At 65.1% G+C, this 26,197-nt stretch carries 25 protein-coding genes; 3 read left to right on the top strand and 22 right to left on the bottom strand.

Annotated elements, in window-relative coordinates; genetic code table 11:
- Positions 1-35: 35 nt before the first annotated feature.
- The 6 genes from ACOFKW_RS12480 to ACOFKW_RS12455 all read right to left on the bottom strand — a co-directional run bounded on the left by ACOFKW_RS12480 (position 36) and on the right by ACOFKW_RS12455 (position 4,498).
- Entirely contained in the window at positions 36-1,091 is a 1,056-nt protein-coding gene (locus tag ACOFKW_RS12480) for an MBL fold metallo-hydrolase (protein WP_419814477.1), read from the bottom strand.
- Positions 1,092-1,105: 14 nt separating this feature from the next.
- On the bottom strand, positions 1,106-1,993 hold the full coding sequence (locus ACOFKW_RS12475) for a hypothetical protein (protein ID WP_419814476.1): 888 nt from the start codon (positions 1,991-1,993) through the stop codon (positions 1,106-1,108).
- An 87-nt stretch (positions 1,994-2,080) separates the two neighbouring features.
- The gene (locus tag ACOFKW_RS12470; RefSeq protein ID WP_419814475.1) at positions 2,081-2,743 is read right to left on the bottom strand and encodes a hypothetical protein; all 663 of its coding nucleotides are present in this window, start codon (positions 2,741-2,743) and stop codon (positions 2,081-2,083) included.
- A gap of 107 nt (positions 2,744-2,850) precedes the next feature.
- Positions 2,851-3,615, bottom strand: a complete 765-nt coding sequence (locus ACOFKW_RS12465; protein WP_419814474.1) for a CPBP family intramembrane glutamic endopeptidase — start codon at positions 3,613-3,615, stop codon at positions 2,851-2,853.
- A gap of 68 nt (positions 3,616-3,683) precedes the next feature.
- Positions 3,684-4,151 (bottom strand): hypothetical protein, encoded by a 468-nt coding sequence (locus tag ACOFKW_RS12460; protein WP_419814473.1) that lies wholly within the window; start codon positions 4,149-4,151, stop codon positions 3,684-3,686.
- A gap of 2 nt (positions 4,152-4,153) precedes the next feature.
- On the bottom strand, positions 4,154-4,498 hold the full coding sequence (locus tag ACOFKW_RS12455; protein WP_419814472.1) for a hypothetical protein: 345 nt from the start codon (positions 4,496-4,498) through the stop codon (positions 4,154-4,156).
- Positions 4,499-4,885: 387 nt separating this feature from the next.
- Here ACOFKW_RS12455 and ACOFKW_RS12450 point away from each other — a divergent pair, with 387 nt between their 5' ends.
- The gene (locus tag ACOFKW_RS12450; protein ID WP_419814471.1) at positions 4,886-6,100 is read left to right on the top strand and encodes an alpha/beta hydrolase-fold protein; all 1,215 of its coding nucleotides are present in this window, start codon (positions 4,886-4,888) and stop codon (positions 6,098-6,100) included.
- A 21-nt stretch (positions 6,101-6,121) separates the two neighbouring features.
- On the opposite strand, the gene ACOFKW_RS12445 is transcribed toward ACOFKW_RS12450, so the two are convergent.
- Entirely contained in the window at positions 6,122-7,147 is a 1,026-nt protein-coding gene (locus ACOFKW_RS12445) for a hypothetical protein (RefSeq protein ID WP_419814470.1), read from the bottom strand.
- 139 nt (positions 7,148-7,286) lie between these two features.
- Here ACOFKW_RS12445 and ACOFKW_RS12440 point away from each other — a divergent pair, with 139 nt between their 5' ends.
- Together ACOFKW_RS12440 and cysK are read left to right on the top strand one after the other, a co-directional pair.
- The gene (locus tag ACOFKW_RS12440) at positions 7,287-8,579 is read left to right on the top strand and encodes an MFS transporter (protein WP_419814469.1); all 1,293 of its coding nucleotides are present in this window, start codon (positions 7,287-7,289) and stop codon (positions 8,577-8,579) included.
- Entirely contained in the window at positions 8,576-9,496 is a 921-nt protein-coding gene (gene cysK, locus ACOFKW_RS12435; protein ID WP_419814468.1) for a cysteine synthase A, read from the top strand. The genes ACOFKW_RS12440 and cysK overlap by 4 nt, the downstream gene beginning before the upstream one ends.
- Here the strand turns inward: cysK and ACOFKW_RS12430 are convergent.
- The 15 genes from ACOFKW_RS12430 to tsf all read right to left on the bottom strand — a co-directional run bounded on the left by ACOFKW_RS12430 (position 9,438) and on the right by tsf (position 26,184).
- The gene (locus ACOFKW_RS12430) at positions 9,438-10,304 is read right to left on the bottom strand and encodes a metallophosphoesterase (RefSeq protein WP_419814467.1); all 867 of its coding nucleotides are present in this window, start codon (positions 10,302-10,304) and stop codon (positions 9,438-9,440) included. The genes cysK and ACOFKW_RS12430 overlap by 59 nt on opposite strands.
- A gap of 39 nt (positions 10,305-10,343) precedes the next feature.
- A complete protein-coding gene (locus ACOFKW_RS12425; RefSeq protein WP_419814466.1) occupies positions 10,344-12,524 on the bottom strand; it encodes a 3-hydroxyacyl-CoA dehydrogenase NAD-binding domain-containing protein in 2,181 nt (726 codons plus the stop codon).
- Between the two features lie 105 nt (positions 12,525-12,629).
- Positions 12,630-13,841, bottom strand: coding sequence for an acetyl-CoA C-acetyltransferase (locus tag ACOFKW_RS12420; RefSeq protein ID WP_419814465.1), 1,212 nt, complete (start codon positions 13,839-13,841; stop codon positions 12,630-12,632).
- Between the two features lie 130 nt (positions 13,842-13,971).
- Positions 13,972-15,798: an acyl-CoA dehydrogenase C-terminal domain-containing protein gene (locus tag ACOFKW_RS12415; RefSeq protein ID WP_419814464.1), complete on the bottom strand. Its 1,827-nt coding sequence runs from the start codon at positions 15,796-15,798 to the stop codon at positions 13,972-13,974.
- Between the two features lie 8 nt (positions 15,799-15,806).
- A complete protein-coding gene (locus ACOFKW_RS12410) occupies positions 15,807-16,244 on the bottom strand; it encodes a MerR family transcriptional regulator (protein ID WP_419814463.1) in 438 nt (145 codons plus the stop codon).
- 69 nt (positions 16,245-16,313) lie between these two features.
- Positions 16,314-16,760: a 3-hydroxyacyl-ACP dehydratase FabZ gene (gene fabZ / locus ACOFKW_RS12405; protein WP_419814462.1), complete on the bottom strand. Its 447-nt coding sequence runs from the start codon at positions 16,758-16,760 to the stop codon at positions 16,314-16,316.
- A gap of 35 nt (positions 16,761-16,795) precedes the next feature.
- Positions 16,796-17,392 carry an OmpH family outer membrane protein gene (locus ACOFKW_RS12400; RefSeq protein WP_419814461.1) on the bottom strand — a complete coding sequence of 199 codons (597 nt, stop codon included), beginning with the start codon at positions 17,390-17,392 and terminating at the stop codon, positions 16,796-16,798.
- Positions 17,392-19,965, bottom strand: a complete 2,574-nt coding sequence (gene bamA, locus ACOFKW_RS12395) for an outer membrane protein assembly factor BamA (RefSeq protein WP_419814460.1) — start codon at positions 19,963-19,965, stop codon at positions 17,392-17,394. The genes ACOFKW_RS12400 and bamA overlap by 1 nt, the downstream gene beginning before the upstream one ends.
- Positions 19,966-20,048: 83 nt before the next feature.
- Positions 20,049-21,173 (bottom strand): M50 family metallopeptidase, encoded by a 1,125-nt coding sequence (locus ACOFKW_RS12390; RefSeq protein WP_419814459.1) that lies wholly within the window; start codon positions 21,171-21,173, stop codon positions 20,049-20,051.
- The gene (locus ACOFKW_RS12385; RefSeq protein ID WP_419814458.1) at positions 21,170-22,333 is read right to left on the bottom strand and encodes a 1-deoxy-D-xylulose-5-phosphate reductoisomerase; all 1,164 of its coding nucleotides are present in this window, start codon (positions 22,331-22,333) and stop codon (positions 21,170-21,172) included. The genes ACOFKW_RS12390 and ACOFKW_RS12385 overlap by 4 nt, the downstream gene beginning before the upstream one ends.
- Positions 22,330-23,154 (bottom strand): phosphatidate cytidylyltransferase, encoded by an 825-nt coding sequence (locus ACOFKW_RS12380; RefSeq protein ID WP_419814457.1) that lies wholly within the window; start codon positions 23,152-23,154, stop codon positions 22,330-22,332. Before ACOFKW_RS12380 ends, ACOFKW_RS12385 begins: the two co-directional genes overlap by 4 nt.
- The gene (gene uppS / locus ACOFKW_RS12375; RefSeq protein ID WP_419816933.1) at positions 23,144-23,797 is read right to left on the bottom strand and encodes a polyprenyl diphosphate synthase; all 654 of its coding nucleotides are present in this window, start codon (positions 23,795-23,797) and stop codon (positions 23,144-23,146) included. The genes ACOFKW_RS12380 and uppS overlap by 11 nt, the downstream gene beginning before the upstream one ends.
- Before the next feature lie 71 nt (positions 23,798-23,868).
- On the bottom strand, positions 23,869-24,438 hold the full coding sequence (gene frr, locus ACOFKW_RS12370) for a ribosome recycling factor (RefSeq protein WP_419814456.1): 570 nt from the start codon (positions 24,436-24,438) through the stop codon (positions 23,869-23,871).
- Between the two features lie 3 nt (positions 24,439-24,441).
- On the bottom strand, positions 24,442-25,164 hold the full coding sequence (gene pyrH, locus ACOFKW_RS12365) for a UMP kinase (protein WP_419814455.1): 723 nt from the start codon (positions 25,162-25,164) through the stop codon (positions 24,442-24,444).
- 90 nt (positions 25,165-25,254) lie between these two features.
- The gene (gene tsf, locus ACOFKW_RS12360) at positions 25,255-26,184 is read right to left on the bottom strand and encodes a translation elongation factor Ts (RefSeq protein WP_419814454.1); all 930 of its coding nucleotides are present in this window, start codon (positions 26,182-26,184) and stop codon (positions 25,255-25,257) included.
- Between the last annotated feature and the right edge of the window lie 13 nt (positions 26,185-26,197).

Here is a 26,197-nt window from a genome sequence, read left to right as displayed (position 1 = left end):
GCCAACCTCACGCTCGCCAGTGCACCGACGCGGCGCTAGTCGCGAAACCCGTCGCGGGCGAGCGCGAAGCGGACGCATTCCTCCTGGATGCCGAGATAGTTTTGGTACATCGCCCGCCCGAGAACATAGGGATTTGGATCCTGCTTGCGCCGGTAGAGCAACTGCTCGTCGCGTTCGAGACCTTCGTCGTTCAGCGGATGGTTGCCGATCTGCGCATCGACGCCGGCTTTCGTGGTGATCGTGCGCCAGCGCGAGAGCGACGCGATCTGGGCGCGCTTGGCGTCGACGTCGCGCGGTAGGCCGGCACCCCCGTAGAAGCCGACCAGATGTTTCGCGCCACGATCGGTGACGGGGAAGATCGTCGACAGGGTGCCGATCGTGTGGCCCGGCGTCACGTAGAACGTCACCGCCGTCTTGCCGAACGTCATCGTCTGGCCGTCGGTCACCGTCATGTCGCGCGACGGCGCCGGCACGCGCCCCTTGCCCGCCGCCATCGCCTTCCAGTCGAGGTCCGAGGCGATGATCCTGGTGCCCTTCCTCTGGAAATAGGGCGCTCCGCCGAAGTGGTCGCCGTGCGAGTGGGTGAGGATCGCCCACTTGACGTCTTTCGGGTCGAGCCCAACCTTGCGAAGAGCCGGCTCGAGAATGTCGCGCGCCTCCTCCTCATTGTTCAACGTGTCGAACAGCACGATGCCATCGCTCGTCTTCAATGCCCAGGCACTGACCGCCATCTGGCCGACCCGGTAGAGATCGTCGAACACCTGCATCGGCTCGACATGGCCATCATATTGCTCGTTGTTAACGCGCGTGAGGTATTTGGGGTTGGTCACGCATCTGAGTGCGAAATCGGCGAACAGGTCGCCAACGGCGTAGTCGCGGGCCTTGTGGAAGTGCTGGATCGCCGCGGCCCGATCCTCCTTTGGAAACTCGGCGGGTCTCGGCCATTCCGCGATCGGTTTTGGTACCTGCTGCGCGGATCCTGATGAGGCGGCCGCCAGCATGACGATGAAGCTCGCGGCCGAAACCATCATTCTGTTCATGCCGGACTCCATCCCCTCGTCGATCTTGTCACGCCGGCTCGTGACCGCCAACCGACATCCGCTGCCTAGAAGCGGCGGTGATCCTCGCCGTCGATCAGGTCGCAGCCTCCCCGAAAGAGATAGGGGCTCGTACCCTCGATCGTGATCTGCCCGCTGCGGCGGTTGATCGTCACCCTGGGCTTGTTGAGGCCGTTAAGCCGATACTTTGCATGAATGACTTCCGGTCCGGCGTCGACATCGTACAGGTCCCACCAGCCATCGCGGCCCCTCGAATTGACCGGCGGAATCAGCTTCTTGGGCAGGCTGATGCGTCCGCCGCCGTTCCAGAGCTGGATCATCACCGACGCATCGAACTGCTGAGCGGTCAATTCGGTGCGATTGCCATAATCGTAGCGATCCCGGCGGCTGTTCCACGACCACCCGTAGGTGGTCGCCAGGCCCGGACGCTGGCCGTCGCCGAAGCAGACCAGACCAAGATCGACCGTATCGCCGCCGACGCGCACCGGGCCGCGCTCCGCCAGGTCACGATCCCCGGCGTAGCTCGGTGCCTGTCGTGGGGGCGGCCCGGCCTGTTGATAACCGATGTCGGGGCGATAGCCGCCACGGTCGTCGTAACGTGCGTCACGATCGTCCCGACGATCTCTACGGTCGGATCGCGCGTCAGCCCGCTTATTGCAGTCCGGGGCCGGCGTCGTAGTGATCGAGGCATAGCGGCCGTTCATGGTCGCAACGCTGAGGCACTGTCGCCGGTCGGCATTCCACCAATAGGTATACGTACGATCGTCGCTGGGTTCTGTCTTGATCAGCACATAGCCCCGGGACTGGATTGCCGTCTCAGCGCCTGCAGCGCGGGCGCCGACAAGATCGCTCACGTCATTCGGGGTCTGAGCCAACGCGGATCCGGCAGCAACGGCAAGACCCACCATCGTGGCCGCAGCGATCGTCGTCTTCACAAGTGTTCTCCCGTGTTCCAGCCGAAGCGATGCGAATTGCACACCGCGATCAAACGCACGGCATCGAAGCAAAAAGCCGCGCCATATTCAACTGATGATGACCGCAGCGGAGACAAACAGCACGAGGCTTATGATTGTTGCGAGAGCGGCATTGCCGAACCCAGCCAGCATGGAAATGCCAAGCTTTCGCGAGAACCAGAGTGACTGGACGCCGAGATACCAGACCAGGGCAGCGACGATCGTGACGAGACCTGCGACGTCCAGCATTGGCCGGCCGCCGCTCATCATCAACGTCCCGATGCCGATAAGCAGCGCGAACGGGGCCGCTGCGAAGCACTGGCCGTAGAATGGCCGCCGCAGACTGGTGTGTGTCAGTCGCGTACCCTGCCGGCGAAGCAGGGTGACCGCCATCGTCAGCGTGAACAGGCTGAACAGCAGCAGGCGCAGCCCGAGCAGCGCGAAATCGCTGTCGACAAGCGCGGCAAGGCCGTGGCGATCGGCGATAAGCGGGTTCTGGCCCATGACGAGAAGTTCGAGGCCGTGCGAAATCAACAGTGTGATGAACAGGAAAAGCGGCGGCCGGATTGCATCGTCATACTGATCCTCGCCGCGATCCGACGCTTCCCGATCGGCATAAGCCATCATCTCAAGCGGCCGGATCATGGTCCGCCAGAACGTCAGGGGATAGAATACCAGCCAACTCATGACGCTGTAGAGCGCCTCGTCGAGCGACTGGATGAGCTTCATCACGTCCATGCTGCAGCATTTCCTAAAATGAGCGCCGTTGCCGAATGGCAGCTTGTCGCGTGACCCAAAAAATTGGAAGGCGTCGCAGATTGCGGTGGCGCAAGGCGCATTCAACCTGCCGCTCGCACCCGTCTCTCGCGCCAGAGAACTGCGATCACGGCGATGACGGCGAGCAGGTAGGTGCCCGATTGGACTACCGGCGAGAGTGCCGGATGCGCGTCCGTTGCCTGGGCGGTAAAAGATGTGAAATCCCAAGCGCCGTGCATCGCCATCGGCAGCCAGATCGCCCCGCTCACGCGCCTCAAAACGTACAGGCCGCAACCCATGATTGCGGCAACGAGGCCCTGCAAAAGACCGGCGAGCAGGGGCAGGCCGAAAAGCGCATTCGGGATATGCATGGCGCCGAACAGAACCGACGACCAGAACCACGCCCAGGTTTCGTTTGCTGTCGATCCGCGCACGCCGGTCACCATCACGCCGCGGTTCACCAGTTCCTCGTTGAAGCCGACCAGTATTCCTGCGGCGACCAGCATGGCCAGATGCCCGGGCGAGATGCTCGACCAGGACGTCGCCGAGGCATTCACGAGGATCATCCCTACCATGCCGAACAACACCAGGCCGGCGGCCCACAGCGGCCCACCTCGCACGACCTCGCGCGTTGCCGGACGCCACCAGCCCAGCCTGGTTACTGCGAAGATGCAGAACAGCGCCCCCAGACCAAGTGGGAGATCGAGGCTGGTCAACGCGACACGTGCAGAGACCATGTCGGTATAGCGCGAGCCAACCGCGGCCCAAGTCGTGAAAATGATGCTGTTATAGATCAGGTAGACCGCAACGGCGGGGCGCCAGCTTGGTTTTATGCGCACCGGCATCATCGGTCACTGCTCCGGTATATTGGCTCGGCGTATCGACCGGCACACCCAAGTTGCCAGCCTATCGACAGCTATTTTTTCCAGACCAGATGATCGACCTTGCCACTGGCGCGCTCCAGTGCAGCAGCTTTGCAAAACGCGGGATGATCGTTCGCCGAGATGGCGACCTGCGCACCGAAAGCCATGCCGAGCGCCAGCGTCGCCTGGCGCTCCAACTTCAGCTTTTCGCCGGCCTTGAGCGCACGCGGCTTACCCTTGGCATCATCGTAGATCAGGTCGAACTCATTCGAATAAATACGAGGATCGATCGTGAAACCCGCGCACGTTGCCGCGACCGCCTGTTGGTGACCAAGCGCCTGCAACATGGCGATGTGGCCTTCGCCGAACTGCCCTGCCAACACCGAGCGGATCGCACTGGATGCCGCCAAGTCCATGTTGACCGTTTGCGGCGGTGACGGCACTACTGCGGCAGCGGAAATCGCCGCAGTTCCAAAAAAGGCGACGAAAGCCGTTACGAGCGCAAGATCATAGACGCGCATTATCAATAACCCCGGCGGTAAGGATCGTAACCAAACTGCTGGTCCGTCCATTCGTACGAAATCTGACCGCGGACATAGCAGCGACGCTCGCCGCGATAACAGTTCACGTCTCGCGCTGGCGAGTAGACGTTGCCGCCATAGCTGGTCGCATATCCATAACTATATGCATCGCGTCGCTCATCGGCCTTTTGCTTGTTCTTCGCTGCCACAGCGGCCGCGATGCCTAGCAAACCGATACCCAGCGCAACACCCGCGGCGGCGCTTCCATCGTGATCATGGTGGTGATGATCATGATGCCAGTCGTCATAACGCCTGGCGCCAGCGGAAACCGGAACGAGAAGCAACATCGTCGATAGCGTCGCTACCACTTTCGTAAGTATTCTCATCACGGTCCCCCGTTATGATCAAACTCTCGATATCACGCATGAAGTGTCACTCAGTGTCAATCCTGTGCTTGCGCGCTTTAGCAGGTGGCAGCCCGATATGGATGGACCATGCTGCGAAGCCGGATCGCGCAGCAGAGGTGCTGGTAGCTCCAGGCAATTGTAGAGACGGTGCGGAGCGGATTGGCTTTGTTTCTTTGGACGGTCGAGCTGCGACGAGCGGAAGGATTCGCTCATCCGCGGCAGGAAATTGAAGCCTGCTCTTGTCGTGGAGACAGACACCTGCAACAACTCAGACAATTCACCAGCACGAGCCGCTAACCGGCCGTCGACTATCGGGGAGGACTTCAGTTGAAACTGACCGCTACTGTGTTTTTGGCGACCATCGCCACCACAACCATCGCCATTGCAACGGCGTTGCCGGCATCGGCACAAACTTCCGCGACCGCCGCGCCGGGACCCGCCGCCCCGGTGATCGAGGACTTCAAGCCTTCGTCGGTCAATCAACCGGGTCAGCAGTATCCGCAGGTCAACTCGCAGGGTTACGCACGTTTCCGGGTGGTTGCGCCCGATGCAAAGGCGGTCAAGGTCAGCCTGGGCCTTGGTGGACGCGGCGGCACCGTGCTGGCCAAGGATGCGGACGGCGCCTGGACCGGTACGTCGGAGGGACCGCTCGACGAGGGCTTTCACTATTATCACCTGACCGTCGACGGCGGCACCTTCAACGATCCCGGCACGCTGAACTTCTACGGCTCGACGCGCTGGGAAAGCAGCATCGAGATTCCGGCAAAGGATGCGGACTTCTACGCGCTCAAGAACGTCCCGCACGGCCGTGTCGAACAGGTTCTGTTCGCGTCACCAAGCACCGGCACGCAGCGCCGCGCCTTCGTCTACACTCCACCCGGCTACGACAAGGCCGGTAGTACCCGCTATCCGGTACTGTACCTGCAGCATGGCTGGGGCGAGGACGAGACTGCTTGGGCAAACCAGGGCCACGCCAATCTGATCATGGACAATCTGATCGCGACCGGTAAGGCGCGGCCGTTCATCATCGTGATGACCTATGGCATGACCAACGACATCAAGCCGGGCAGTCCCGGCGGCCTGGCCAGCTTTAACATCAAGCCGTTCCAGACAGTGCTAGTCGACGAGCTGATCCCCTATGTCGACAGCCAGTACCGCACGCTCGCGGACCAGCGGCACCGGGCCATGGCGGGCCTTTCGATGGGTGGCTTCGAGACCAAGCTGATCGTCCCGGCGAACCTCGACAAGTTCGCCTATATGGGCCTGTTGAGCGGCGGCAGCGTCTCGGTCGAGGACGTCGACAAGACCCCGGGCTACCGCGACAAGCTCAAGCTGACGTTCGTCAGTTTCGGCAGCCGCGAATTGGAAGGCGGCCGTAGCGGCCCGCCGGGCGGACCGCCCGTCGATCCGCGGGCCAATGCGGAGGCGATCAAGAAGGCCGGCATCAAGAGCGCCTTCTACGTCTCGCCCAATACCGCGCACGAGTTCCTGACATGGCGGCGCAGCCTGCTGCAGTTCGCGCCGATGCTGTTCCGGGACTGAGGCGCTGGCCGGCGGATGGCGTCAGGCCGCCGCCGGCAATTGCCCGGTAATGCTCGACGGCAACAGTGCCAGCACCTTTGCCCGGATCGGGCGCCAGCCGGCGGACAGCAGCACCAAGAACAGCCCGATGATCAGCGCCGTGATCGCGAACGAGCCACTGATGCTGTCGCCACGGCCGATCAACGCATTGATGGCGTAGATGACATAGGCCAGCGCCGAAACCAGCAGGGCGCGCCGATCGATCGCCAGTGCCACGAGCGTCAGCACGGCATAGACCGCGACCACCGTGACCGCGGCGCCCGGGGCCGGGCGGCCGTCCATCAATCCCACCAGCGCGAACACCGGATGGACGATCAGCGGCGCCGCCAGCAGGTGCAGCCAGAACGCGACGTCGGACCAGCGGGTGACGCGGCGGCGATCGCGGGCATCGGCCCATAGCGCGAACGCGAAGACACCTAGGCCGCACACTGCCGTCGCCAGCAGCATCGGTTCGCGCGCCGAGGTGGTCAGCGTCGCCAGGCTGGCGAGGATCATCACGACGATGGCGCCGGCGCCCGCCGCAACGGTAATCGGCACCATGAACCGCCGCCAGTGCAGCCAGGCCGCGATAGCCGAGCCGGCCGCTGCACCAATCAATCCGACCGGCACCGCGCCGCCGCTGAAGCTCATCTGGTCGCCGCCGGTCAGCAGCATGGTCAGTGTCCCCATGACGCCGAACGCAAAGGTCAGCAGCAGCACGATGCTGGGCAGGGCCATGCGCTTCTGACGGGTGAAATATTCGGCAAGGCCCCAACTGGCCGCGGCGACTCCGGCCGAGCCGAGCGCCGGGGTGATGCGACCGGCCAACGTCGCGATCGCGAACAGCGTCAGGCCGACGGCGATGGTGACGAAGATGTCGTTGAACCCGGTCAGCAAACGGAACTGCTCTTCGTCGGCGCCGACGATGCCGCGGCGATGCTCGCGCGCGAACACCACCAGCCGCTCGCGCGTCGGGGCGTCGAGTACGCCGGCCGCTACGGCCGCATCGAGGTCGCGCTCTTCGATCATTCCCAGGTCCTACTGTGCTATATGTCTAGTACACTCGTGACGGTCGCTGTCAATGTTGCGCCCGGAATATCGTCGCACAAAGTTTTACTGTCCGGCGACCGCCTTGCTCCGGTTCGTCGTGCCGCTTAGTCAGGTCGGGATGCCGTCCCCCTTCTCGATCCCAAACTTCCGTGCCTTCTGGGCCGCCCGCTTCGCGGCGACCGTCGGCGGCATGATGCTGGTCATCGTCATCGGCTGGCAAGTCTATGCAATCTCGCGCGAAACCATGCCACCGCGCGAGGCGGCCTTCATGCTCGGCATGATCGGGCTGGCGCAGTTCCTGCCGCTATTCATGCTGACCCTGGTCGTCGGTTATGTGGCCGACCGCATCGACCGCCGCTATATCGCCCGCGCCGCGCTCGCCCTCCAGTTCAGCGGCGCCGCCTTCCTCGGCATTCTCGGCCTCTACAACGCCACCACCCTGCCCGCCCTGTTCATCGTTGCGGTCCTCATCGGCATCGGCCGTGCCTTCTCCGGACCGTCGCTTTCCGCCCTTGCCCCAAACCTTGTCCCCCGCGCCATGTTGCCGACGGCTATCGCCTGGAGCTCGATCGGCATGCAGACCGGCGCCGTCGTCGGCCCGCCGCTTGGCGCCTTCCTGTTCGCCGCCAACTCTGCCGCGCCGTACCTGACCGCGGCCGTGCTGTTCGCCAGTTCGCTGTTCGCGCTGTTCCAGATTACGGCAGTGCCCCTGCCGCCGCGCTCCGACGCCTCCCCGTGGCGCGCCACGGTCGAGGGCCTGAGCTACGTCCGCCGCAACCGCATCGTCCTCGGTGCGATCAGCCTCGACCTGTTCGCCGTGCTGCTTGGCGGCGCCACTGCGATGCTCCCGGTGTTTGCCCGAGACGTTCTCCATGTCGGCGTCGAAGGCCTTGGACCGCTGCGTGCCGCGCCCGCCGTCGGTGCGGCGGCGGTTGCGCTCTGGCTGACCCGTCGACCGCTGAGCCGCAACGTCGGCATCGTCATGTTCGTCTGCGTCGGCGTCTTCGGCCTGACCACCATCGGTTTCGGCCTGTCGCGCAACCTCATTGTCTCGCTGGGCTGCCTCGGCATCCTTGGCGCGGCCGACATGATGTCGGTCTATGTGCGCTCGTCGTTGATCCAGCTGCACACCCCGGACTCGATGCGCGGCCGTGTATCCGCCGTGTCGATGCTGTTTATCTCCGCCTCCAACGAGCTGGGAGAGTTCGAGAGCGGCCTGACCGCGGCGTGGCTCGGGCCGGTCGAGGCGGTGGTGCTGGGCGGCATCGGTGCTGTGCTGGTCGCGCTGATCTGGGCGTTCCTGTTTCCCGAGCTGCGCCGGGCCGACCGTTTCGTGGCGCCCGAGGACTCACCTCCTGCCGCCAAATCCGCTATCAGTGAAGAAATCAACGAAGCCGGAGTGACTCGATGAAAGCCGACAGCATTCTTGCGACCATCGGTAATACGCCGCACATCCGGATGGGCCGTCTGTTCCCGGATGCCGAGGTGTGGATCAAGTCCGAGCGGTCCAACCCCGGCGGCTCGATCAAGGACCGGATCGGGCTGGCGATGATCGAGGCGGCCGAGGCAGACGGCAGCCTCCAGCCGGGCGGCACGATCGTCGAACCGACCAGCGGCAATACCGGCATCGGCCTTGCCATGGCCGCTGCGGTCAAGGGCTACAAGATCGTCCTGGTCATGCCGGAGTCGATGTCGATCGAGCGCCGCCGCCTGATGCTCGCCTATGGCGCCACCTTCGACCTGACGCCGCGCGAAAAGGGCATGAAGGGCGCGCTGGAGCGTGCTGCGGAGATCGTCGCTGCAACACCCGGTGCCTGGCTGCCGGGGCAGTTCGAAAACCCGGCGAATATCGACGTCCATGTGCGCACCACGGCCGAGGAGATCCTTGCCGACTTTGCCGACACGCCGATCGACGCGCTGATTACGGGTGTCGGCACTGGTGGGCACATCACCGGGGTCGCCCAGGTCCTCAAACCGCATTGGCCGCAGTTGAAGGTATTTGCGGTCGAGCCGACGCTGTCCCCTGTGATCTCAGGTGGCCAGCCCGGTCCCCACGCGATCCAGGGCATCGGCGCCGGCTTCATCCCGGCCAATCTGCACACGCAACTGCTCGACGGCGTCATCCAGGTCGATCCCGCCGACGCCAAGACCATGGCCCGGCGCGCTGCGACCGTAGAAGGCATGCTGGTCGGCATCTCCAGCGGCGCGACGTTGCAGGCCATCCTGCAAAAGCTGCCCGAATTGCCTGCTGGCGCGCGCGTCCTGGGCTTTAACTACGATACCGGTGAGCGCTATCTGTCGGTGCCGGACTTCCTGCCGACCGAATAGGTCCGAGGGTTACTTCCACGATCTCGGGCGGCACGCCGATGCGAAGCGGCACGATCGATGTGCCCACGCCTGACGAGACGATCAATGTCTGGCCATGTTCGGTGAACTGACCGCGCAGGTGTTTGTCGAGGTAAGGCGATCCGGTCGAGCGGCTGCCGATCAGCGGGAGCCTGATCTGGCCGCCGTGGCTGTGCCCGGCCAGCATCAGATCCACTCGGCTCGGCAGCCAGGCGAAAAAGCTGGGCTCATGGGCCAGCATGATCAACGGCTTGCCTGGTGGCGCCCCGCGGATTGCGCGCGCCGCGGCGTGCTGAGGATCGACTTGCCCGGTCAGGTCATCGACGCCGGCCACGATTACCGGGCCGACATCAAGCCAGCGACCCTGGAGCAGCGGGATCCCGGCCCGTGCGAAGACGCCTGGGCTCCAGTACGGCTCGTCGTGGTTGCCTCGCACGGCGATGACGCCCAGTCGCGCGCGCAGCCGGCGCAAGGGTGTGATCGCGTTGTCCAGATTGCCGGAAGGCAAGTCCCAGACCTTGCCGCCATGATAGTCCCCAGTCAGCACGATCAGGTCCGGTTCGAGCGCGTTCGCCTGCCCGACGATAGATGCAAGGCGTTTCAGCGACATATCGGGTCGTCCCCGGTGCAGGTCAGTGAGTTGCACGATGCGCAGCGGCGGCGTGCCGGCCGGCCAGTTTGCCAGACCGACCTTATATCGGACGACAATCGGATCGCGCAGAGCCTCGGCAAAGCCGACCGTCAGGAACGCCAGCAGCAACCCCGCTGCTAAAAGCAGCAAAAGGCCCAAGGTCCGCAATCTCATCACTGCGGACCTCGCCGGTCGAGCCTAAGCTGCGGCCTTCATCGCCGCGCGGCCGTAGAAGGTTTCGCCCTTGGCAGCCATGTCTCGCAGGAGCTGCGGCGGTGCAAAGCGCTCACCATGCCGCTCGGCAAGGCCATCGAGGATCTCGACCACGTTGGCGAGGCCGATCGTGTCCATGTGGCTGAAAGGTCCGCCAGTGAACGGCGCAAAGCCCCAGCCAAAGATCGCGCCGAGGTCGCCGTCCTCGGGCGTCTCGAGCACGCCTTCGTCGAAGCAACGGGCGCATTCGACCATCTGGCGGTACAGCAGCCGTTCGCGGATTGCTTCCGGGGTGGGCTGGTGCTCGGCGAGGCCGTCGGACACGGTCGCGACGAGTTCGGGCCAGAGGTACTTCTTGGCCGGCGCGTCGGGATAGACGTAGAAGCCCTTGCCGTTTTTGCGACCCTGGCGGCCGAGTTCGTGCATCGTCTCGATGACGCGCCCGCCCGGGCCCTGGTCGGTGATGCCCAGATCGGCGGCGGTCTGCTTGCCGATCTTGTACGACAGGTCGAGGCCGACCTCGTCGTTGACCGCCAGCGGCCCGACCGGCATGCCCATGTGCTTGCCGACATTCTCGATGAGCGCCGGATTGACGCCCTCGCCGAGCAGCGTCAGTCCCTCCTGCACATAGGTGCCGAAGCATCGCGACGTGTAGAAACCGCGGGAGTCGTTGACCACGATCGGCGTCTTGCGGATCGCCGCGACATAGTCGAGCGCCTTGGCGATGACCTCCGGCCCGGTCTCCTTGCCGACGATGATCTCAACGAGAGGCATCTTCTCGACGGGGGAGAAGAAGTGGATGCCGATGAAGTTGGCGGGCTTTGACCACGCCTGCGCCAAACCGGTGATCGGCAGGGTGGAGGTGTTGGACCCGAAGAAGGTGTCCGCGCCAACGACGGCCTCGACCTGCTTGGTGACGTCCGCCTTGATGGCGCGGTCCTCGAAGACGGCCTCGATAATCAGGTCGCAGCCGGCTAGGTCCGCATAGTCTGCGGTCGGGTGGATGCGCCCGAGGATTTCGGCGGTCTTCTCCGGCGAGGTGCGGCGCTTGGCGAGCCGGTCGGCGGTGTACTGCTTGCCCTTTTCGGCTGCGGCGAGGTCGCGGTCGAGCAGCACCACTTCGATGCCCGCCTGCGCGCTGACCATGGCGACGCCGGCACCCATCAGGCCAGCGCCGAGCATGGCGATCTTCCGCGGCGGCATCGGCGCGATACCCTTGGGACGCCGCGCGCCCTTCTCGGCGGCCTGCTTCGAGACGAACAGCGAGCGGATCATGTTGCCCGCCTGCGGATCGCTGACCACCTTGGCCATGTACTTGGATTCAACGCGCAACGCCGTGTCCATCGGCAGCTGCGAGCCCTCATACACCGCCGACAGCATGGCGATCGGCGCGTTCATATTGTGGTTGGTTTGCTTGGCGGTCATCGCGTTGCCCGCGACGAAGGTCTGGGCAAAGCCGGGGTTCATCGCCCCGACGCCGCCGGGGAAGCGGAAGCTCTTCTCGTCCCAGGGCTGCGTGAACTTGGTCGGGTTGGCCTTTACCCACGCCTTGGCCCGCGCCACGGCTTCGCCGACCGGCGCCAACTCGTTGACGACATTAAAGCCCAGCGCCTCCTGAGGCGACATGGTCTTGCCCTGCAGCAGGTACATCAGCGCCGGCTGGACACCCATCAGGCGCGGCAGGCGCTGCGTGCCGCCGGCACCGGGGAACAGGCCGACCAGCACTTCGGGGAGGCCGAGCTTGACCCGCGCATCGTCGCTGCAGACGCGGTAGTGCGTCGCCAGGCACAGCTCCAGCCCGCCGCCGAGCGCCAGGCCGTTGATCGCCACCGCGACCGGCTTGCCGCACGTTTCAAGGCTGCGGAACAGCGCGTTGATGGCGAAGATGCCGTCGAACAGCGTCGCCATTCGCGACTTGCCCTCCGCCGGGGCACCGCCGCCCATCAGGGCCGCCATGCCCTTGAGATCTGCACCGGCCATGAAGCCCGACGCCTTGCCGCTGGTGATGACGACACCCTTGATCCCGGTGTCTGCCTTGATCTTGTCGACGGCGGCAGACAGGTCGGCGGTGAAGTCGGCGTTGATGACGTTCATCGACTGGCCCGGCAGGTCGATGGTCAGGGTCAGGATACCGTCGGCGTCGAGGTCGTGGTTGATCGTGGTCATCTGTCTCTCCTGCTCCCCTTGCGGGGCGGATGCGTATTAAGGGCCCACCCCCGGGCCGGCTGCGCCGTTTCTCGCCCCTCCCCGCAGGGGAGGGGCGGTGAGACGCTAGATCCGCTCGATTACCGTGGCGGTACCCATGCCGGCACCGACGCACAGCGTGATCAGCGCGGTCGACTTGCCACTGCGCTCCAGCTCGTCGAGCACGGTGCCGAGGATCATCGCGCCGGTTGCGCCGAGAGGGTGGCCCATGGCGATCGCCCCGCCGTTGACGTTGATCTTGTCGTGATCGATGTTCAGCGCCTGCATGTAGCGCAGCACCACCGACGCGAACGCCTCGTTCAGCTCGTACAGGTCGATGTCGCCGACCTCCATGCCGAGCCGCTTCAACAGCTTCTGGGTCACCGGCGTCGGGCCGGTCAGCATGATGGCCGGCTCGGAACCGATCGAGGCCATGCCGAGGATGCGCGCGCGCGGCTTGAGGCCGTATTTCTCACCCATGTCGCGGTTGCCGACCAGCACGGCCGCGGCGCCGTCGACGATACCGCTGGAATTGCCGCCGTGGTGGACGTGCGAGATGCGCTCGACCTCGGGGTACTTCATCAGCGCCAGCGCGTCGAAGCCGGGCATCTGCTCGCCGATGGCCTCGAACGCCGGGTTGAGGCCGCCGAGCGACTGCATGTCGGTCTGCGGGCGCATATGCTCGTCGCGGTCGAGGACGATCTCGCCGATGACGTCCTTGACGCCGATGATCGAGTTCTTGAAGCGGCCCTCGTTCCACGCCCGCGCGGCGCGCTTCTGGCTCTCGACGGCATAGGCGTCGACGTCGTTGCGGCTGAAGCCGTATTTGGTGGCGATCAGGTCGGCACCGATGCCCTGCGGCATGAAATAGGTCTTGTAGGCGACCGCCGGATCCATCGGCCAGGCGCCACCATCGGCACCCATCGGGACGCGCGACATGCTCTCGACGCCGCCGCCGATGGCGAACATCGCCTCGCCGGAGATGACCTTTGCCGCCGCCATGTTCACGGCTTCGAGGCCCGAGGCGCAGAAGCGGTTGATCTGCACGCCGGCCGTGGTCTCGGCATAATCGGCGTTGAGGACGGCAGTGCGGGCGATGTCGCTGCCCTGCTCGCCGACCGGCGCGACGCAGCCGAGCACGACGTCGTCGACATCGGCGGTGTCGATGCCGGTGCGGTCACGGACCGCCTGCAGCACCTGCGTCGCCAGCTGGATCGGCGTGATCTCGTGGAGCTTGCCGTCCTTGCGGCCTTTGCCGCGCGGGGTGCGGACCGCGTCGTAGATCAGGGCTTCGGCCATTGCGTCTCTCCTCAGCATTTCCCCCCTCCCGGAACGGGAGGGGTCGGGGGTGGGACTTGGCAAGGCTCCGAACTCGAGCCCGTTGAAGTCCCACCCCTACCCCCTCCCGTTCCGGGAGGGGGACAGTCAGTTAAAAAGCACTCGCAGGCATCGCCATCATCGCCTCGCTACCCGCCTCGAGCTTGCGACGCAGCGCGCCGGCATCGGGGAAATAGCGTTCGGCATAATAGCGCGCCGTCAGCAGCTTGGCGTCGTAGAAGTCCTTGTCGCCGGCGCCGGCATCGAGCGCTTCGTGGGCCGCCTTCGCCATCAGCAACCACATGTGACCCAGCGAAACGATGCCGAGGATCTCCATGTACGATGTCGCCGCTGCACCTGCGTTATTGGGGTTCGACAGGCCGTGCTGCATCAGCCACATCGTCGCTGCTTGCAGTTCGCCGAGCGACTTCTCCAACGGCTTGGCGATCGCGTCGAGGCGCGTGTCGGCTGCTGCATCGGCAACCGCCTGCGCCGCCAGTGCGAGATAGGCGCGCAGGCCGCGGCCGCCGTTCATCGCCAGCTTGCGGCCGACGAGGTCCATCGCCTGGATGCCGTTGGTGCCTTCGTAGATCTGGGCGATGCGGGCGTCGCGGACGAACTGCTCCATGCCCCATTCGGCGATGTAGCCGTGGCCGCCGTAGACCTGCTGCGAGGCAGTGGCGACTTCATAGCCCTTGTCGGTGCAATAGCCCTTGATGACAGGCGTCAGCAGCCCGATCAGGTCGTCGGCCATCTGGCGCTCCTCGGGCGTCGCCGCCTTGTGGCTGAGATCGACCTGCAATGCGCCCCACAGGATCAGCGCGCGGGCACCCTCGTTGAAGGCGCGGCCTTCCATCAACATGCGGCGGACGTCGGCGTGGACGATGATCGGGTCGGCCTTGGCGGCGACGACATCGGGGCCGGGACCGGGCGCCACCGTGGCCGAGCCCGCTACCGTAAGCGCCTTGCCCTGCACCCGGTCGCGGGCATAGATCGCGGCGTTCTGGTAAGCGACTTCGCCCTGGCTGAGGCCCTGGACGCCGACGCCGAGGCGGGCGGCATTCATCATGATGAACATGGCGCGCAGGCCCTTCATCTCCTCGCCGATCAGGTAACCCGTTGCGCCGTCATAGTTCATGACGCAGGTCGAGTTGGCGTGGATGCCCATCTTGTGCTCGATCGAGCCGCAGACGACGCCGTTGCGCGCACCGAGACTCCCGTCCTCGTTGACGAGGAACTTGGGGACGATGAACAGCGAGATGCCCTTGACGTTATCGGGTGCGCCAGCGGTCTTGGCCAGCACCAGGTGGATGATGTTATCGCTGAGATCGTGCTCGCCGGCGGAGATGAAGATCTTGGTGCCGCTGATCTTGTGGGTGCCGTCGGGCTGAGGCTCGGCGCGGGTGCGGATCAGGCCGAGGTCGGTGCCGCACTGGGGCTCGGTCAGGTTCATCGTGCCGGTCCAGCGGCCGTGCACCATGTTCGGCAGGTACATCTGCTTCTGCGCGTCGGAGCCGACTGCCGAGATCGCCGCCTGCGCGCCTTCGTTGAGGCCTGGGTACATCGAGAACGCCATGTTGGCGCTCGACAGATATTCGGCGACCGCGGTGCCGATGACGTGCGGCAGGCCCTGGCCGCCGAAGTCCGGCGAGGCGGTGAGCGTACCCCAGCCGCCGTCGACGAACTGCTGGTAGGCTTCCTTGAAGCCCTTGGGCGTCGTTACCGAGCCGTCGGCGTGGCGGGTGCAGCCTTCCTGGTCGCCCGGCAGGTTGAGCGGCTGCAGGACGTTCTCGCAGAACTTGGCGCCCTCCTCCAGGATCGCCTGGACGAGGTCGGGGGTGGCATCGGCAAAGCCCGGCAGGTTGGAGTATTTATCCAGCCCGACGATGGCGGACAGGACGAACTGCGTGTCTTTGACTGGGGCGCGATAGGCCGGCATCGATTTTCCTAATGCTGCGCGGGGTCGGCGACGACGCCCTCGACCAGCGCACAGAATGATTGCAATTCTTCGATCGTGGCATCGATGTCGTTGCGCTGCTCCTGCAGTGCAAGGATGCGACCACGGCACTTTTCGAGGGTGACGCGGCGCTGCTGCATGCGGCCGTCGCCGACGTCGTACAGGTCGATCATCTCGCGGATTTCCGCCAGGCTGAAGCCGACGTTCTTGGCGCGCAGGATCCACGCCAGACGGGCCCGGTCGCGGCGGCTGTAGATGCGGTTCTGGCCCTGCCGCTCGGGAGCGATCAGGCCATTGTCCTCGTAAAAGCGGATGGCGCGCGGCGTCACGTTGAAGCCGATGCTGAGCTCGGTGATCGTAAAATGATCGGCGTCGTCGTGGTGCGGCGGCACCGGCGCATGAGCGTAGGCGTGAGCTTGATCGGGCATGGACATGAGTTAGTTGACGCTAACGTCAACTGTCAAGCGGGGACCGCGTTGTGACGGTCCGTAAACGGGTCAGGCGGGCGCGTCGGCGATCATCGCGGTGAACTTCGCTTCGGCGACAGTCTTGCCATTCACGACCGCCCTGCCCGCGAACTTGCAGACAGTCGCGCGGCGCTGGATGAACTCGACATGGAGGTCCATCAGGCAACCAGGCTCGACCGGAGCGCGAAACTTCGCTTCCTCGATCGCCATGAAATAGACCAGCTTGTTGGAATTCTCGAGGTTCATCGAGCGGATCGCGAGGACGCCGGCGGTCTGCGCCAGCGCCTCGACGATCAGGACGCCCGGCATGATCGGGCGGCCGGGAAAATGCCCGGCAAAGAACGGCTCGTTGATCGTCACCGCCTTGATGCCGCGCGCCGACTTGTCGGGGACGATGTCCTCGACCCGGTCGACAAGCAGCATCGGAAAGCGATGCGGGATCAGCGCCATCACCGCCCGCACGTCGACCGAGGTCATTGCTGAACCTGCGGCCGGCGCTGGGGCGGCGTCGCTCACTTGGCTGGAGCTGGCGTTGGAGCGGCAGTGGCGGCCGGCGTCGCGGTCGAAATGCGCGGCGTCGACTTGTTGAAGCGGGCGAGAACATCGTCGGTGATGTCGATACCGGCGATGTGCTGGATGGTGGCGCCCTCGGCGAGAGCAATGGCGGCACCGCGCTCCTTCATGATTGCCGAGACGATCGGGTTGGCAGCGTCACCGAACTGGCGCAGCACGTTCTGGCGGCTGCGACCGAGGTCCTGATCAGCCTTTCCCAGCGCGTCCTGCTCGGCAACCTTGCGGCGCTGCAGGTCGGTGACCTTGGCCTTCCACGGGTTGCTGACGGCGGGGGCAGCAGTCGGGGCCGGCTGGGTGCGAAGCAGCTCCTGCTCCTCGGCGTTGAATTTCGTGGTCGCTGCCGAGACGCGGGCGCGCAATGCCTCGAGGCGAGCGTTGAGCTCGACCTGGGCCTGCTTGCCGGCGACGGAGTTGTTGAGCACTTCGTCCATGTTGACGATGACGATCGTCGCGGGTGGCACGGTCTGGGCCAGGGCAACGGTCGGTGCAGCTGCAAAGGCAGTCGCCAATGCCAGTGTCTTGAAAAGCTTCGTCATCAGAATTGCGTCCCTACGTTGAATTGAAACAGCTTGGTGTCGTCGCCAGGCGATTTTAGCAGCGCCTTGGCCAGATCGAAGCGGAACGGCCCGAACGGCGAATTCCAGGATACGCCGGCGCCGACCGAAACGCGCGGCCGTGCCGTGTTGCCGAGGAAGGTCTCGACAAAGCCGGTCGAACCGGTGCTGCCGTCGTTGGCGACGCACTTGGGGTTCTGCGGCAGCGGCGCGACCGGGTTCTGGCAGGTCAGGATCGGCGTCTTGACCCCGAACACGGCACCCACGTCGGTGAAGATCGACGGCCGCAGCCCGAGCTCGGAACCTGCCGAGCCCAGCGGAATCTGGATCTCGGCGCGACCACGGTAATAGATGCGGCCACCGATGGCATCGTCGGTGAACTGGTTGCGATCGGTCAGCGGCAGGCCGGTCGTGCCATCGAGCGCAGCGCGCAGCACGCGCGGACCGACGCCGCGGATGTTGAAGCCGCGAAGCTGTGGCTGACCCAGGAAGAAGCGGTCGTTGATCCGGATCTTGTCCTGACCGGCGATGCTGGAGTCCTTACCATAGCCGTAAATATAACCCGCCTCGCCGCCGAGGTTGAGCACGAAGCCCGACCCGAACAGGGCGTAGTACCAATCGTACGTGCCACGCGTCCGCAGATACTGCACGCCGCCGCCGACACCGGCCAAGTCCTGGCTGATCGTCAGCTGCTGTCCGGCGCTCGGCCGAATGCGGTTGTTCACGCTGTTGTAGATGATGCTGTAGCCGACCGACGACGTCGTGCGGTTGCCGACCGAGTCGCACAGGTAGCGGCCCGCCAGCAGCGGATCGCACTGGCCGGTCACCGGGTTGTTGTAGCTCGAGTCGAGGCTGATCTTGTCCTGGCTCAAGCCGTAGCGCACCGAGCCGGACCAATATTCGGTGATCGGAAAGCCGGTGCGAACCTGGCCGCCGGTCGTCGTCTGCTGGTACGTCGTATCGCGGCTGTCACCGCTGCCGGTGTAGCGGAACGAGCGATAGTCGCGGCGGAACACGTCGAAGCCGAGCGCCAGGTTGCGCCCGAACAGGTAGGGCTCGGTAAAGCCCGCCTCGATCGACTTGGAATAGCTCGAGATGTTCGCCGAGGCGCGCAGCTCCTGGCCGAGGCCGCGGAAGTTGCGCTGCTTGATCGACAGGCTGAGGATGAAGCGCTCGAGGCTGGAGAAACCCGCCGAAACCTGAAGCTCGCCGGTCGGCTTCTCCTGCACATTGGCCTCGAGCACGACCTTGTCCGGAGCCGAGCCGGGCTTCTGCTCGACGTCGAACTTCTCCTGGAAGAAGCCCAGGCCCTGGATACGGTCGCGAGTCCGCTTGACCTTGAAGCTGTTGAACGCATCGCCCTCCGCCAACCGGAACTCGCGACGGATGACATGGTCCTTGGTGATGGTGTTGCCGTTGATGTTGATCTTCTCGACATAGACGCGGGGCGCCTCGTTGATCGCGAAGATGACGTTCATCTCGCGCTTTTCCTTGTCGCGATCGAACTGCGGGCGCACCTCGGCAAAGGCGTAGCCCAGCAGCCCGGCGGTCTCGGACAGCGTGTCGACAGTCGTCTCGATCTTTTGCGCGTCGTACCAATCGCCCGGGTTGATCCGGATCAACGGCTTGAAATCCTTCGACTTGATGTCGCGAATCTGGCTGTCCAGATCGACCTTGCCGAATTTGTAGCGATCGCCTTCCTCGACAACGTAGGTGACGATGAAGTCCTTGCGGTCGGGAGTCAGCTCGGCGACCGAGGAGACGACGCGGAAGTCGGCATAACCGTGCGTCAGGTAGAACTGCCGCAGCTTTTGCTGGTCATACGCCAGGCGATCGGGGTCGTAGGTATCGCTGGAGCTGAAGAAGCGCCACGGCCGCGCCTGCCGCGTCGCCATCGCACCGCGCAGTTCGCCGTCCTTGAACTTGTGATTGCCCAGGATGTTGATCTGGCGAACCTTGGATTTGTTGCCCTCGTGGATTTCGAACACCAGGTCGACGCGATTTTGGTCGAGCTGGACGATCTTGGGCTCGACCGACGCGGCGAAGCGCCCCGAGCGGCGGTACAGTTCGAGAATGCGCGCGACGTCGGCACTGGCCTTGGAGCGCGTGAAGATCTGGCGCGGCGCGACGCGGATCTCCTCGCGGATTTTGTCTTCCTTCACCCGCTTCGCACCCTCGATCAGGATGCGATTGATGACGGGGTTCTCCTTGACCTCGACGATCAGCGAACCATTGTCGTCGCGGATGGTGACGTCGGCGAACAACTCGCTGGCATAAAGCGCCTTGAGCGCCTTATCGAGCCGCTCCCGGTCGTAGCCGTCGCCGGGGTTCAGCTCGATGTACGAACGCACGGTTTCCGGCTCGAGACGTTCGGTGCCGCGAATGACGATCGACTTCACAGTGGTGGTCGCAACCGGTGCCGCAGCAACCGCCGGAGCCGGGTTCAACGTCGGCGGCGCCGGTGCGACCTGTGCCGTCGCCACGGCACACAGCGGACCGCCGAGCGTCGTGCCGAGAAGCAGCAATGGCGTCAGGCGGCGTGCACTACGCAACATCGACCCAGGCAAATAACTCACGCTTAACCCGCCCTTCAACCAGCCACCCTTTTCGTACCCGCCCCCGGGAATGTTCGATCCGCTCATCCGAGCAGCGTCGACAGGCGCTTCCACCCGCCGAGATCATGCCACGTCAGAAATACCATCAAGGAGACCAAGGCGGCAAATCCGGAAGCAAATGCCCATTCCTGAACCCGCTTGCCGAGTGGCTGTCGCCGCACGGCTTCGAGCGCGTAGAGGAACAGATGGCCGCCGTCCAGCATCGGCACTGGCAGCAAGTTGATGAATCCCAAATTAATCGAGATCAGCGCCATGAAGCCGATCAGGTACGGCAGGCCCAGCGTCGCCTGCTGGCCCGACATCTGGGCCATCTTGATCGGCCCACCCATCTCGTCGATCGAGCGACGGCCGCTGACGATCTGCCACAATCCCTCCACCGAGGCGCGGGTCAGGAAGGCGGTCTGCGCAACGGCCGCAGGCACCGCCGAAAGCAGCCCAAGCGTGCGGTATTCGGGCGGCCCGCTGCGAAGGCCAAGGCGACCGATCTGATAGCGGTTGCCGAAATTGTCGACCTCGTGGATCACCCGCGGCGTCACCGTGACCGGGCGATCGACGCCATCGCGGACGACGCGGAGCAGCATAGGCTCGCCAGTGTTGATCACGATGCGCGTGCTAAGCTGCTCGAAACGCTCGATGCGCGTACCGTCGACCTGGGTTATCAGGTCACCGGGGAGCAGCCCGGCGGTCGAGGCTGCACTGCCGGCCTCGATAACGGCAACCCGAGGCGGCGTCACCGCGCGGCCATAGACCATGAAGAACGCCGCGAAGATCGCGATGGCGAGCAGGAAATTGGTGACCGGTCCCGCGACCGTGACTAAGGCGCGCTGCCACAACGGCGCATAATGGAACAGGCCGGCGCGTTCGCCGATCGGCGTGGCGTCCAGGTCGGAGGGCGGTTGGCTCGCGGCATTCTCGTCGCCGGTGAACTTGACGTAGCCGCCGAGCGGCAGGAGCGACAGCTTCCAGCGCGTTCCACGGCGGTCGGTCCAGCCAACCAGTTCGCGACCAAAGCCGATCGAGAAAACGTCCGCCCGGATGCCGAGCAGCCGTGCCACGCCGTAATGTCCAAACTCGTGAACGAACACCAGCACGCCGATGACGGCGGCAAAGATCATGACGGTAAAGGCGATGCCCGGACTTGCGTTCATGTCAGCCTCCGTCCCGTCGCCTGTGCCGCGGCACGTCGCGCTGCCGCGTCGACAGCCATTACATCCGCCAATGTCACGCAATCGGGCGCATCGATCTCGTCGAGCGTATCGCCGACGATTGCGGCAATATCGAGGAAACCGACTTGCCCGGCGATGAACGCCGCGACAGCAACCTCGTTGGCGGCGTTGAGGACGCACGGCGCCGAACCGCCGGCTCGAAGGGCGTCCATGGCAAGCTGCAAAGCCGGGAAACGCAGAAGGTCCGGCGCCTCGAAGGTCAGCGAGCCGATCTTCGCCAGGTCAAGCCGCTCGGAGGGTGTCGCCATCCGCTCAGGCCACGCGAGGCAGTAAGCGATCGGCGTCCGCATGTCTGGCGTGCCGAGTTGCGCCAGCACCGAACCGTCGATGTACTCGACCAGGCTATGGATCACCGACTGCGGGTGCACGACGACCTCGAGCTGGTCGGCACGTACCGGAAACAGGTGGTGCGCCTCGATCAGCTCCAGGCCCTTGTTCATCAGCGTCGCCGAGTCGACCGAGATCTTGGCGCCCATCGACCAGACCGGATGTTTGCAGGCCTGGGCAACCGTCGCGGCGCGCATCTCGGCCTCGCTTGAGTTGCGGAACGGGCCGCCGCTCGCCGTCACGATGATGCGCGTGACGCGCTCGGGGTGATCATGGTCGAAGCACTGGAAGATGGCATTGTGCTCGCTGTCGACCGGCAACAGCAACGCACCGCTCCGACGCGCCGCCGCGGTGACGATGTCGCCGGCGCACACCAATGTTTCCTTGTTGGCAATGGCGACGTTGGTGCCGCGCTCGACCGCCGCCAGCGTCGGCCCGAGCCCGGCGGCACCGACGATGGCTGCCAGCACGATGTCGTTGTCGGCACTCGCCGCTTCACAAAGCGCGGCATGGCCCGCAGCAGCTTCGATGCCGGTGCCCGACAGCGCAGCTTTCAAGGCGGAATAGGCAGCCTCGTCGGCGACCACGGCGCGTTCGGCGCCGACGGCACGGGCCTGCGCAGCCAGCCCTTCGGCATCGCGGTTGGCGGTCAGCGCATGGACGCTCCAATCGGCCGGCGCGCGCGACAGCAGGTCCAGCGTCGAGCGACCGACAGAGCCGGTGCTGCCCAACACGGTGATCGTCCGAACGCTCATGCCGCCGCCAGTCTTGGGCCGTAATACAGCAGCGCTGCCACGACGATGATCGCTACCGGTACCAGACCGTCGAGACGATCGAGCACTCCACCATGTCCCGGCAGCAAGCCGCCTGAGTCTTTGACGCCGGCCCGGCGCTTGAGCCAGCTTTCGAACAGGTCGCCGGCCTGCGCGACGACTGCCAGCGCGGCGGCGGCAATCGTCGCATACATGACGACGGGGTTGGACAGTTCCAGGAAGCGAGCCATCGCATACGAGGTCGCCGCGGCGCCGAGTACGCCGCCGCCAAGCCCCGCCCAGGTCTTCTTCGGACTGACCAGCGGCATCAGCTTGGGGCCACCGATCGCGCGGCCAGCGAAATAGGCGAAGATGTCGGTCGCCCAAACGATAAGCAGCGTCCAGATCGTCAGCTTCAAGCCCTTGGGATCGCTGCGCAGCAGGATCAGCGCCGCCGCCGGCAACGCACAGTATAGCACGCCGGTCGCGCTCCAGAAGGCGGCGCGCCAGTCGTAGCTCTTGGCGGCCAGCCACAACATGCCTGCTCCGGCCAGGCAGACGACCCAGGCGTAGGTCGCCTGGCCGATCGACGTAAAGGCGCAGGTCGCCGCGATCAGCATCAGGCCGACAAGGCGCATCCGGCGACCGATGCCGTGCATCGCGGACCATTCGGCAAACATCAGCAATCCGCCAAGCGCGGCCAGCGCCGTGAAGGCCAGCCCACCTAGCCAGACCGCACCGAGCGCGACGACGGCCAGTGCCAGGCCGGTGACGACCCGCGTCGCCAAGCCGCCGGCCGTGGGCGCCGCCAACTTAGCGGCCACCAAAACGACGCTCGCGCTGGGAGAACTCGGCCACGGTCTCGGTCAGGGCAGCGCGGTCGAAATCGGGCCACAACCGGTCGGTGACGACAAACTCGGCATAGGCGGCCTGCCACAACAGGAAGTTCGACAGGCGCTGCTCGCCCGAGGTGCGAACCACGAGGTCGGGAGCCGGAAGGCCCGCCGTGTCGAGCCGGGCCTCGAGCGCCGCCGCGTCGATCTGGTCGGCCGGCAGTTCGGCAGCGCAGGCGCGGGCAGCACGAACAATCTCATCCTGGCCGCCATAGTTAAGCGCGATGGCCAGCGTCATCCGACTGTTGTCGCGCGTTCGCTCGGCCGACGTTTCTAGCAGGGTGACAAGATCGGGCTTCAACGCCTTATAGTTACCGATGAATATCAGGCGGATGCCATTGCGGTGCAGTTCGTCGATCTCGCTACGGATATAGTGGCGCAACAAGCCCATCAGGTCGCCGACCTCGTCTGCCGGACGCTTCCAGTTCTCGCTGGAGAATGCGTAAAGCGTCAGGACCTCGATACCCAGATCGGGCGCAGCCTCGACGACCCGCCGCACGGCCTCGACGCCGGCGCGGTGCCCGGCGACGCGCGGCAGGTGGCGCGCCTTGGCCCAGCGGCCATTGCCGTCCATGATGATCGCAACGTGCCGCGGCACGGCGTCGACGCCGTTCGCAGTCGATGCGGCCCGGGCAGCAGCGCCGATCACTTACCGAGGATTTCCTTTTCCTTCGCTGCCGCGGCATTATCGAGGTCTGCCACCGACTTGTCGGTCAGCTTCTGGACTTCGGCCTCGTGGCGCTTCTGGTCGTCCTGACTGATCTTGCCCTTCTTCTCGGCGGTCTTCAGCGTCTCCATGCCATCGCGGCGGACGTTGCGCGCCGCAATCTTGGCCTTTTCCGCATAGGTGCTGGCCAGCTTGGCGAGTTCCTTGCGGCGCTCCTCGGTCAGGTCGGGAATCGGCAGGCGCAGCGTCTGGCCGTCGACGATCGGGTTGAGGCCGAGGCCCGCCGCGCGGATCGCCTTGTCGACCGGATTGACGTTCGACTTGTCCCAGACGTTGACGACAATCATCCGCGATTCCGGCACCGTCACCGTCGCTACGGTGGTCAGCGGCATGCGCGAGCCATAGACCTCGACCTCGACCGGATCGAGCAGCGACACCGAGGCGCGCCCGGTACGCAAGCCGCCCAGATCGTGCTTGAAGGCGTCGAGTGCCCCTGCAAACCGGCGCTCCAGGTCGGCCTTGAACGCCGCGACGTCGAATTCAGCCATGCTTCAAGCCTCGTTGGTAACTATGGTCGAGACACCCTCGCCGGCCAGCACGCGCGCCAGATTGCCCTGCTCGCGGATGTTGAACACGACGATCGGAATGTCGTTGTCACGGCACAGCGAGACGGCGCTGGCGTCCATGACCTTTAGATCGTCGGCCAGCACCTTGGAGAAGCCGACGCGGTCGTAACGCTTTGCCGTCTCGACCTTCTTGGGATCGGCATCATAGACGCCGTCGACACTGGTACCCTTGAACAGCGCGTTGCACTTCATCTCGGCAGCACGCAGCGCCGCCGCGGTGTCGGTGGTGAAATAGGGGTTGCCGGTGCCCGCCGCGAAGATCACGACGCGACCCTTCTCCAGATGCCGCTCGGCACGACGACGGATGTAAGGCTCGCAGACGCTGGCCATCGGGATCGCCGACTGGACGCGGGTATCGACCCCGGCCTGTTCCAGCGCATTCTGCATCGCCAACGCGTTCATGACGGTCGCCAGCATGCCCATGTAGTCGGCGTTGGCGCGGTCGAAACCCTTGGCCGCTGCCGCCAGTCCACGGAAGATGTTGCCGCCGCCGGTGACGAGACACAGCTCGAACCCGGCAGCCTGGGCCAGCTTGATCTCGCCGGCGATACGCGCGGTCTCGGCCGGGTCGATGCCGAAGCCGGCGTTGCCCATCAGGGCCTCGCCGGACAATTTCAGCAGGATACGCTTGAACGGAGGACGTGACATCAGAACTGGCTTCCTCCCCCGTCTCGACACGCTGGATGGCGGACGCGGCGCACCTTAGTTGGCAGCGCCGCGCCTGTCACCCGGTAGACGTCAGGCTTTGCCCGCAGCCGCAGCGACTTCGGCGGCGAAGTCCTTCTCGTCGCGGTCGATGCCCTCGCCCAGCTGGAAGCGAACGAACTCGGTGACCGTGATCGGCTTCCCGGCAGTCTTGGCAGCAGCGGCGACGACGTCGGCGACCTTGGACTTGCCGTCGATGACGAAGACCTGCGTCAGCAGGCTGTTCTCCTGGCGGTACTTGCGGACGCCGCCCTCGATCATCTTTTCGGCGATCTCGGGGGTCTTGCCGCTGGCGATGGCCTTTTCACGAGCGATGTTGCGCTCGCGCTCGACGATTTCGGCGTCGAGGCCGTCCTCGTTCAGCGCCAGCGGGTTCGCGGCGGCGATATGCATGGCGATCTGGCGACCCAGTGCCTCCAGCGCCGACGCATCGGCCTCGGACTCGAGCCCGACGAGAACGCCGATCTTGCCGAGACCGGGGACGGTGGCGTTGTGGGTGTAGCTGACGACGACGCCCTGGCCGACTTCGACCAGCTTGGCGCGGCGCAGCGACTGGTTCTCGCCGATGGTGGCGACGTTGTGGGTCAGCTTGTCCTGCACGCTGCCGTCGCTGCCGGCATAAGGCGCCGAAGCGATCGCGGCGATGTCGTCGCCGCTGGCCAGCGCGATGGCCGTGACGTTGCGGACGAATTCCTGGAACTGCTCGTTCTTGGCGACGAAGTCGGTCTCGGAGTTGACCTCGACCACTGCGCCCCGGTTGCCGGCGACGGCAACGCCGACCAGGCCCTCGGCGGCAGTGCGCCCGGCCTTCTTCGCGGCAGCAGCGAGACCCTTGGTGCGGAGCCAGTCGACGCCGGCCTCCATGTCGCCGTTGGTCTCGTTGAGTGCCTTCTTGCAGTCCATCATGCCCGCGCCGGTGCGGTCGCGCAGGTCCTTGACCATGCTGGCGGTGATATCGGCCATCTGGAGCTTCCTT

The sequence above is a fragment of the Glacieibacterium sp. genome, from assembly GCF_965200405.1.
Taxonomy (GTDB): Bacteria; Pseudomonadota; Alphaproteobacteria; order Sphingomonadales; family Sphingomonadaceae; genus Glacieibacterium.
The sequence above is the reverse complement of the archived record's forward strand: the minus strand, read 5'-3'. Positions and strand labels throughout refer to the sequence as shown.

Bases quoted from the DNA above. Each gene is read 5' to 3' on its own strand.
- ACOFKW_RS12465 (WP_419814474.1), bottom strand. From the start codon at position 3,615: ATGATGCCGGTGCGCATAAAACCAAGCTGGCGCCCCGCCGTTGCGGTC.
- ACOFKW_RS12460 (WP_419814473.1), bottom strand. From the start codon at position 4,151: ATGCGCGTCTATGATCTTGCGCTCGTAACGGCTTTCGTCGCCTTTTTT.
- ACOFKW_RS12455 (WP_419814472.1), bottom strand. From the start codon at position 4,498: ATGTTGCTTCTCGTTCCGGTTTCCGCTGGCGCCAGGCGTTATGACGAC.
- ACOFKW_RS12445 (WP_419814470.1), bottom strand. From the start codon at position 7,147: ATGATCGAAGAGCGCGACCTCGATGCGGCCGTAGCGGCCGGCGTACTC.
- ACOFKW_RS12440 (WP_419814469.1), top strand. From the start codon at position 7,287: ATGCCGTCCCCCTTCTCGATCCCAAACTTCCGTGCCTTCTGGGCCGCC.
- cysK (WP_419814468.1), top strand. From the start codon at position 8,576: ATGAAAGCCGACAGCATTCTTGCGACCATCGGTAATACGCCGCACATC.
- ACOFKW_RS12425 (WP_419814466.1), bottom strand. From the start codon at position 12,524: ATGACCACGATCAACCACGACCTCGACGCCGACGGTATCCTGACCCTG.
- ACOFKW_RS12420 (WP_419814465.1), bottom strand. From the start codon at position 13,841: ATGGCCGAAGCCCTGATCTACGACGCGGTCCGCACCCCGCGCGGCAAA.
- ACOFKW_RS12415 (WP_419814464.1), bottom strand. From the start codon at position 15,798: ATGCCGGCCTATCGCGCCCCAGTCAAAGACACGCAGTTCGTCCTGTCC.
- ACOFKW_RS12410 (WP_419814463.1), bottom strand. From the start codon at position 16,244: ATGCCCGATCAAGCTCACGCCTACGCTCATGCGCCGGTGCCGCCGCAC.
- fabZ (WP_419814462.1), bottom strand. From the start codon at position 16,760: ATGACCTCGGTCGACGTGCGGGCGGTGATGGCGCTGATCCCGCATCGC.
- ACOFKW_RS12400 (WP_419814461.1), bottom strand. From the start codon at position 17,392: ATGACGAAGCTTTTCAAGACACTGGCATTGGCGACTGCCTTTGCAGCT.
- bamA (WP_419814460.1), bottom strand. From the start codon at position 19,965: ATGTTGCGTAGTGCACGCCGCCTGACGCCATTGCTGCTTCTCGGCACG.
- ACOFKW_RS12390 (WP_419814459.1), bottom strand. From the start codon at position 21,173: ATGAACGCAAGTCCGGGCATCGCCTTTACCGTCATGATCTTTGCCGCC.
- ACOFKW_RS12385 (WP_419814458.1), bottom strand. From the start codon at position 22,333: ATGAGCGTTCGGACGATCACCGTGTTGGGCAGCACCGGCTCTGTCGGT.
- uppS (WP_419816933.1), bottom strand. From the start codon at position 23,797: ATGGACGGCAATGGCCGCTGGGCCAAGGCGCGCCACCTGCCGCGCGTC.
- frr (WP_419814456.1), bottom strand. From the start codon at position 24,438: ATGGCTGAATTCGACGTCGCGGCGTTCAAGGCCGACCTGGAGCGCCGG.
- pyrH (WP_419814455.1), bottom strand. From the start codon at position 25,164: ATGTCACGTCCTCCGTTCAAGCGTATCCTGCTGAAATTGTCCGGCGAG.
- tsf (WP_419814454.1), bottom strand. From the start codon at position 26,184: ATGGCCGATATCACCGCCAGCATGGTCAAGGACCTGCGCGACCGCACC.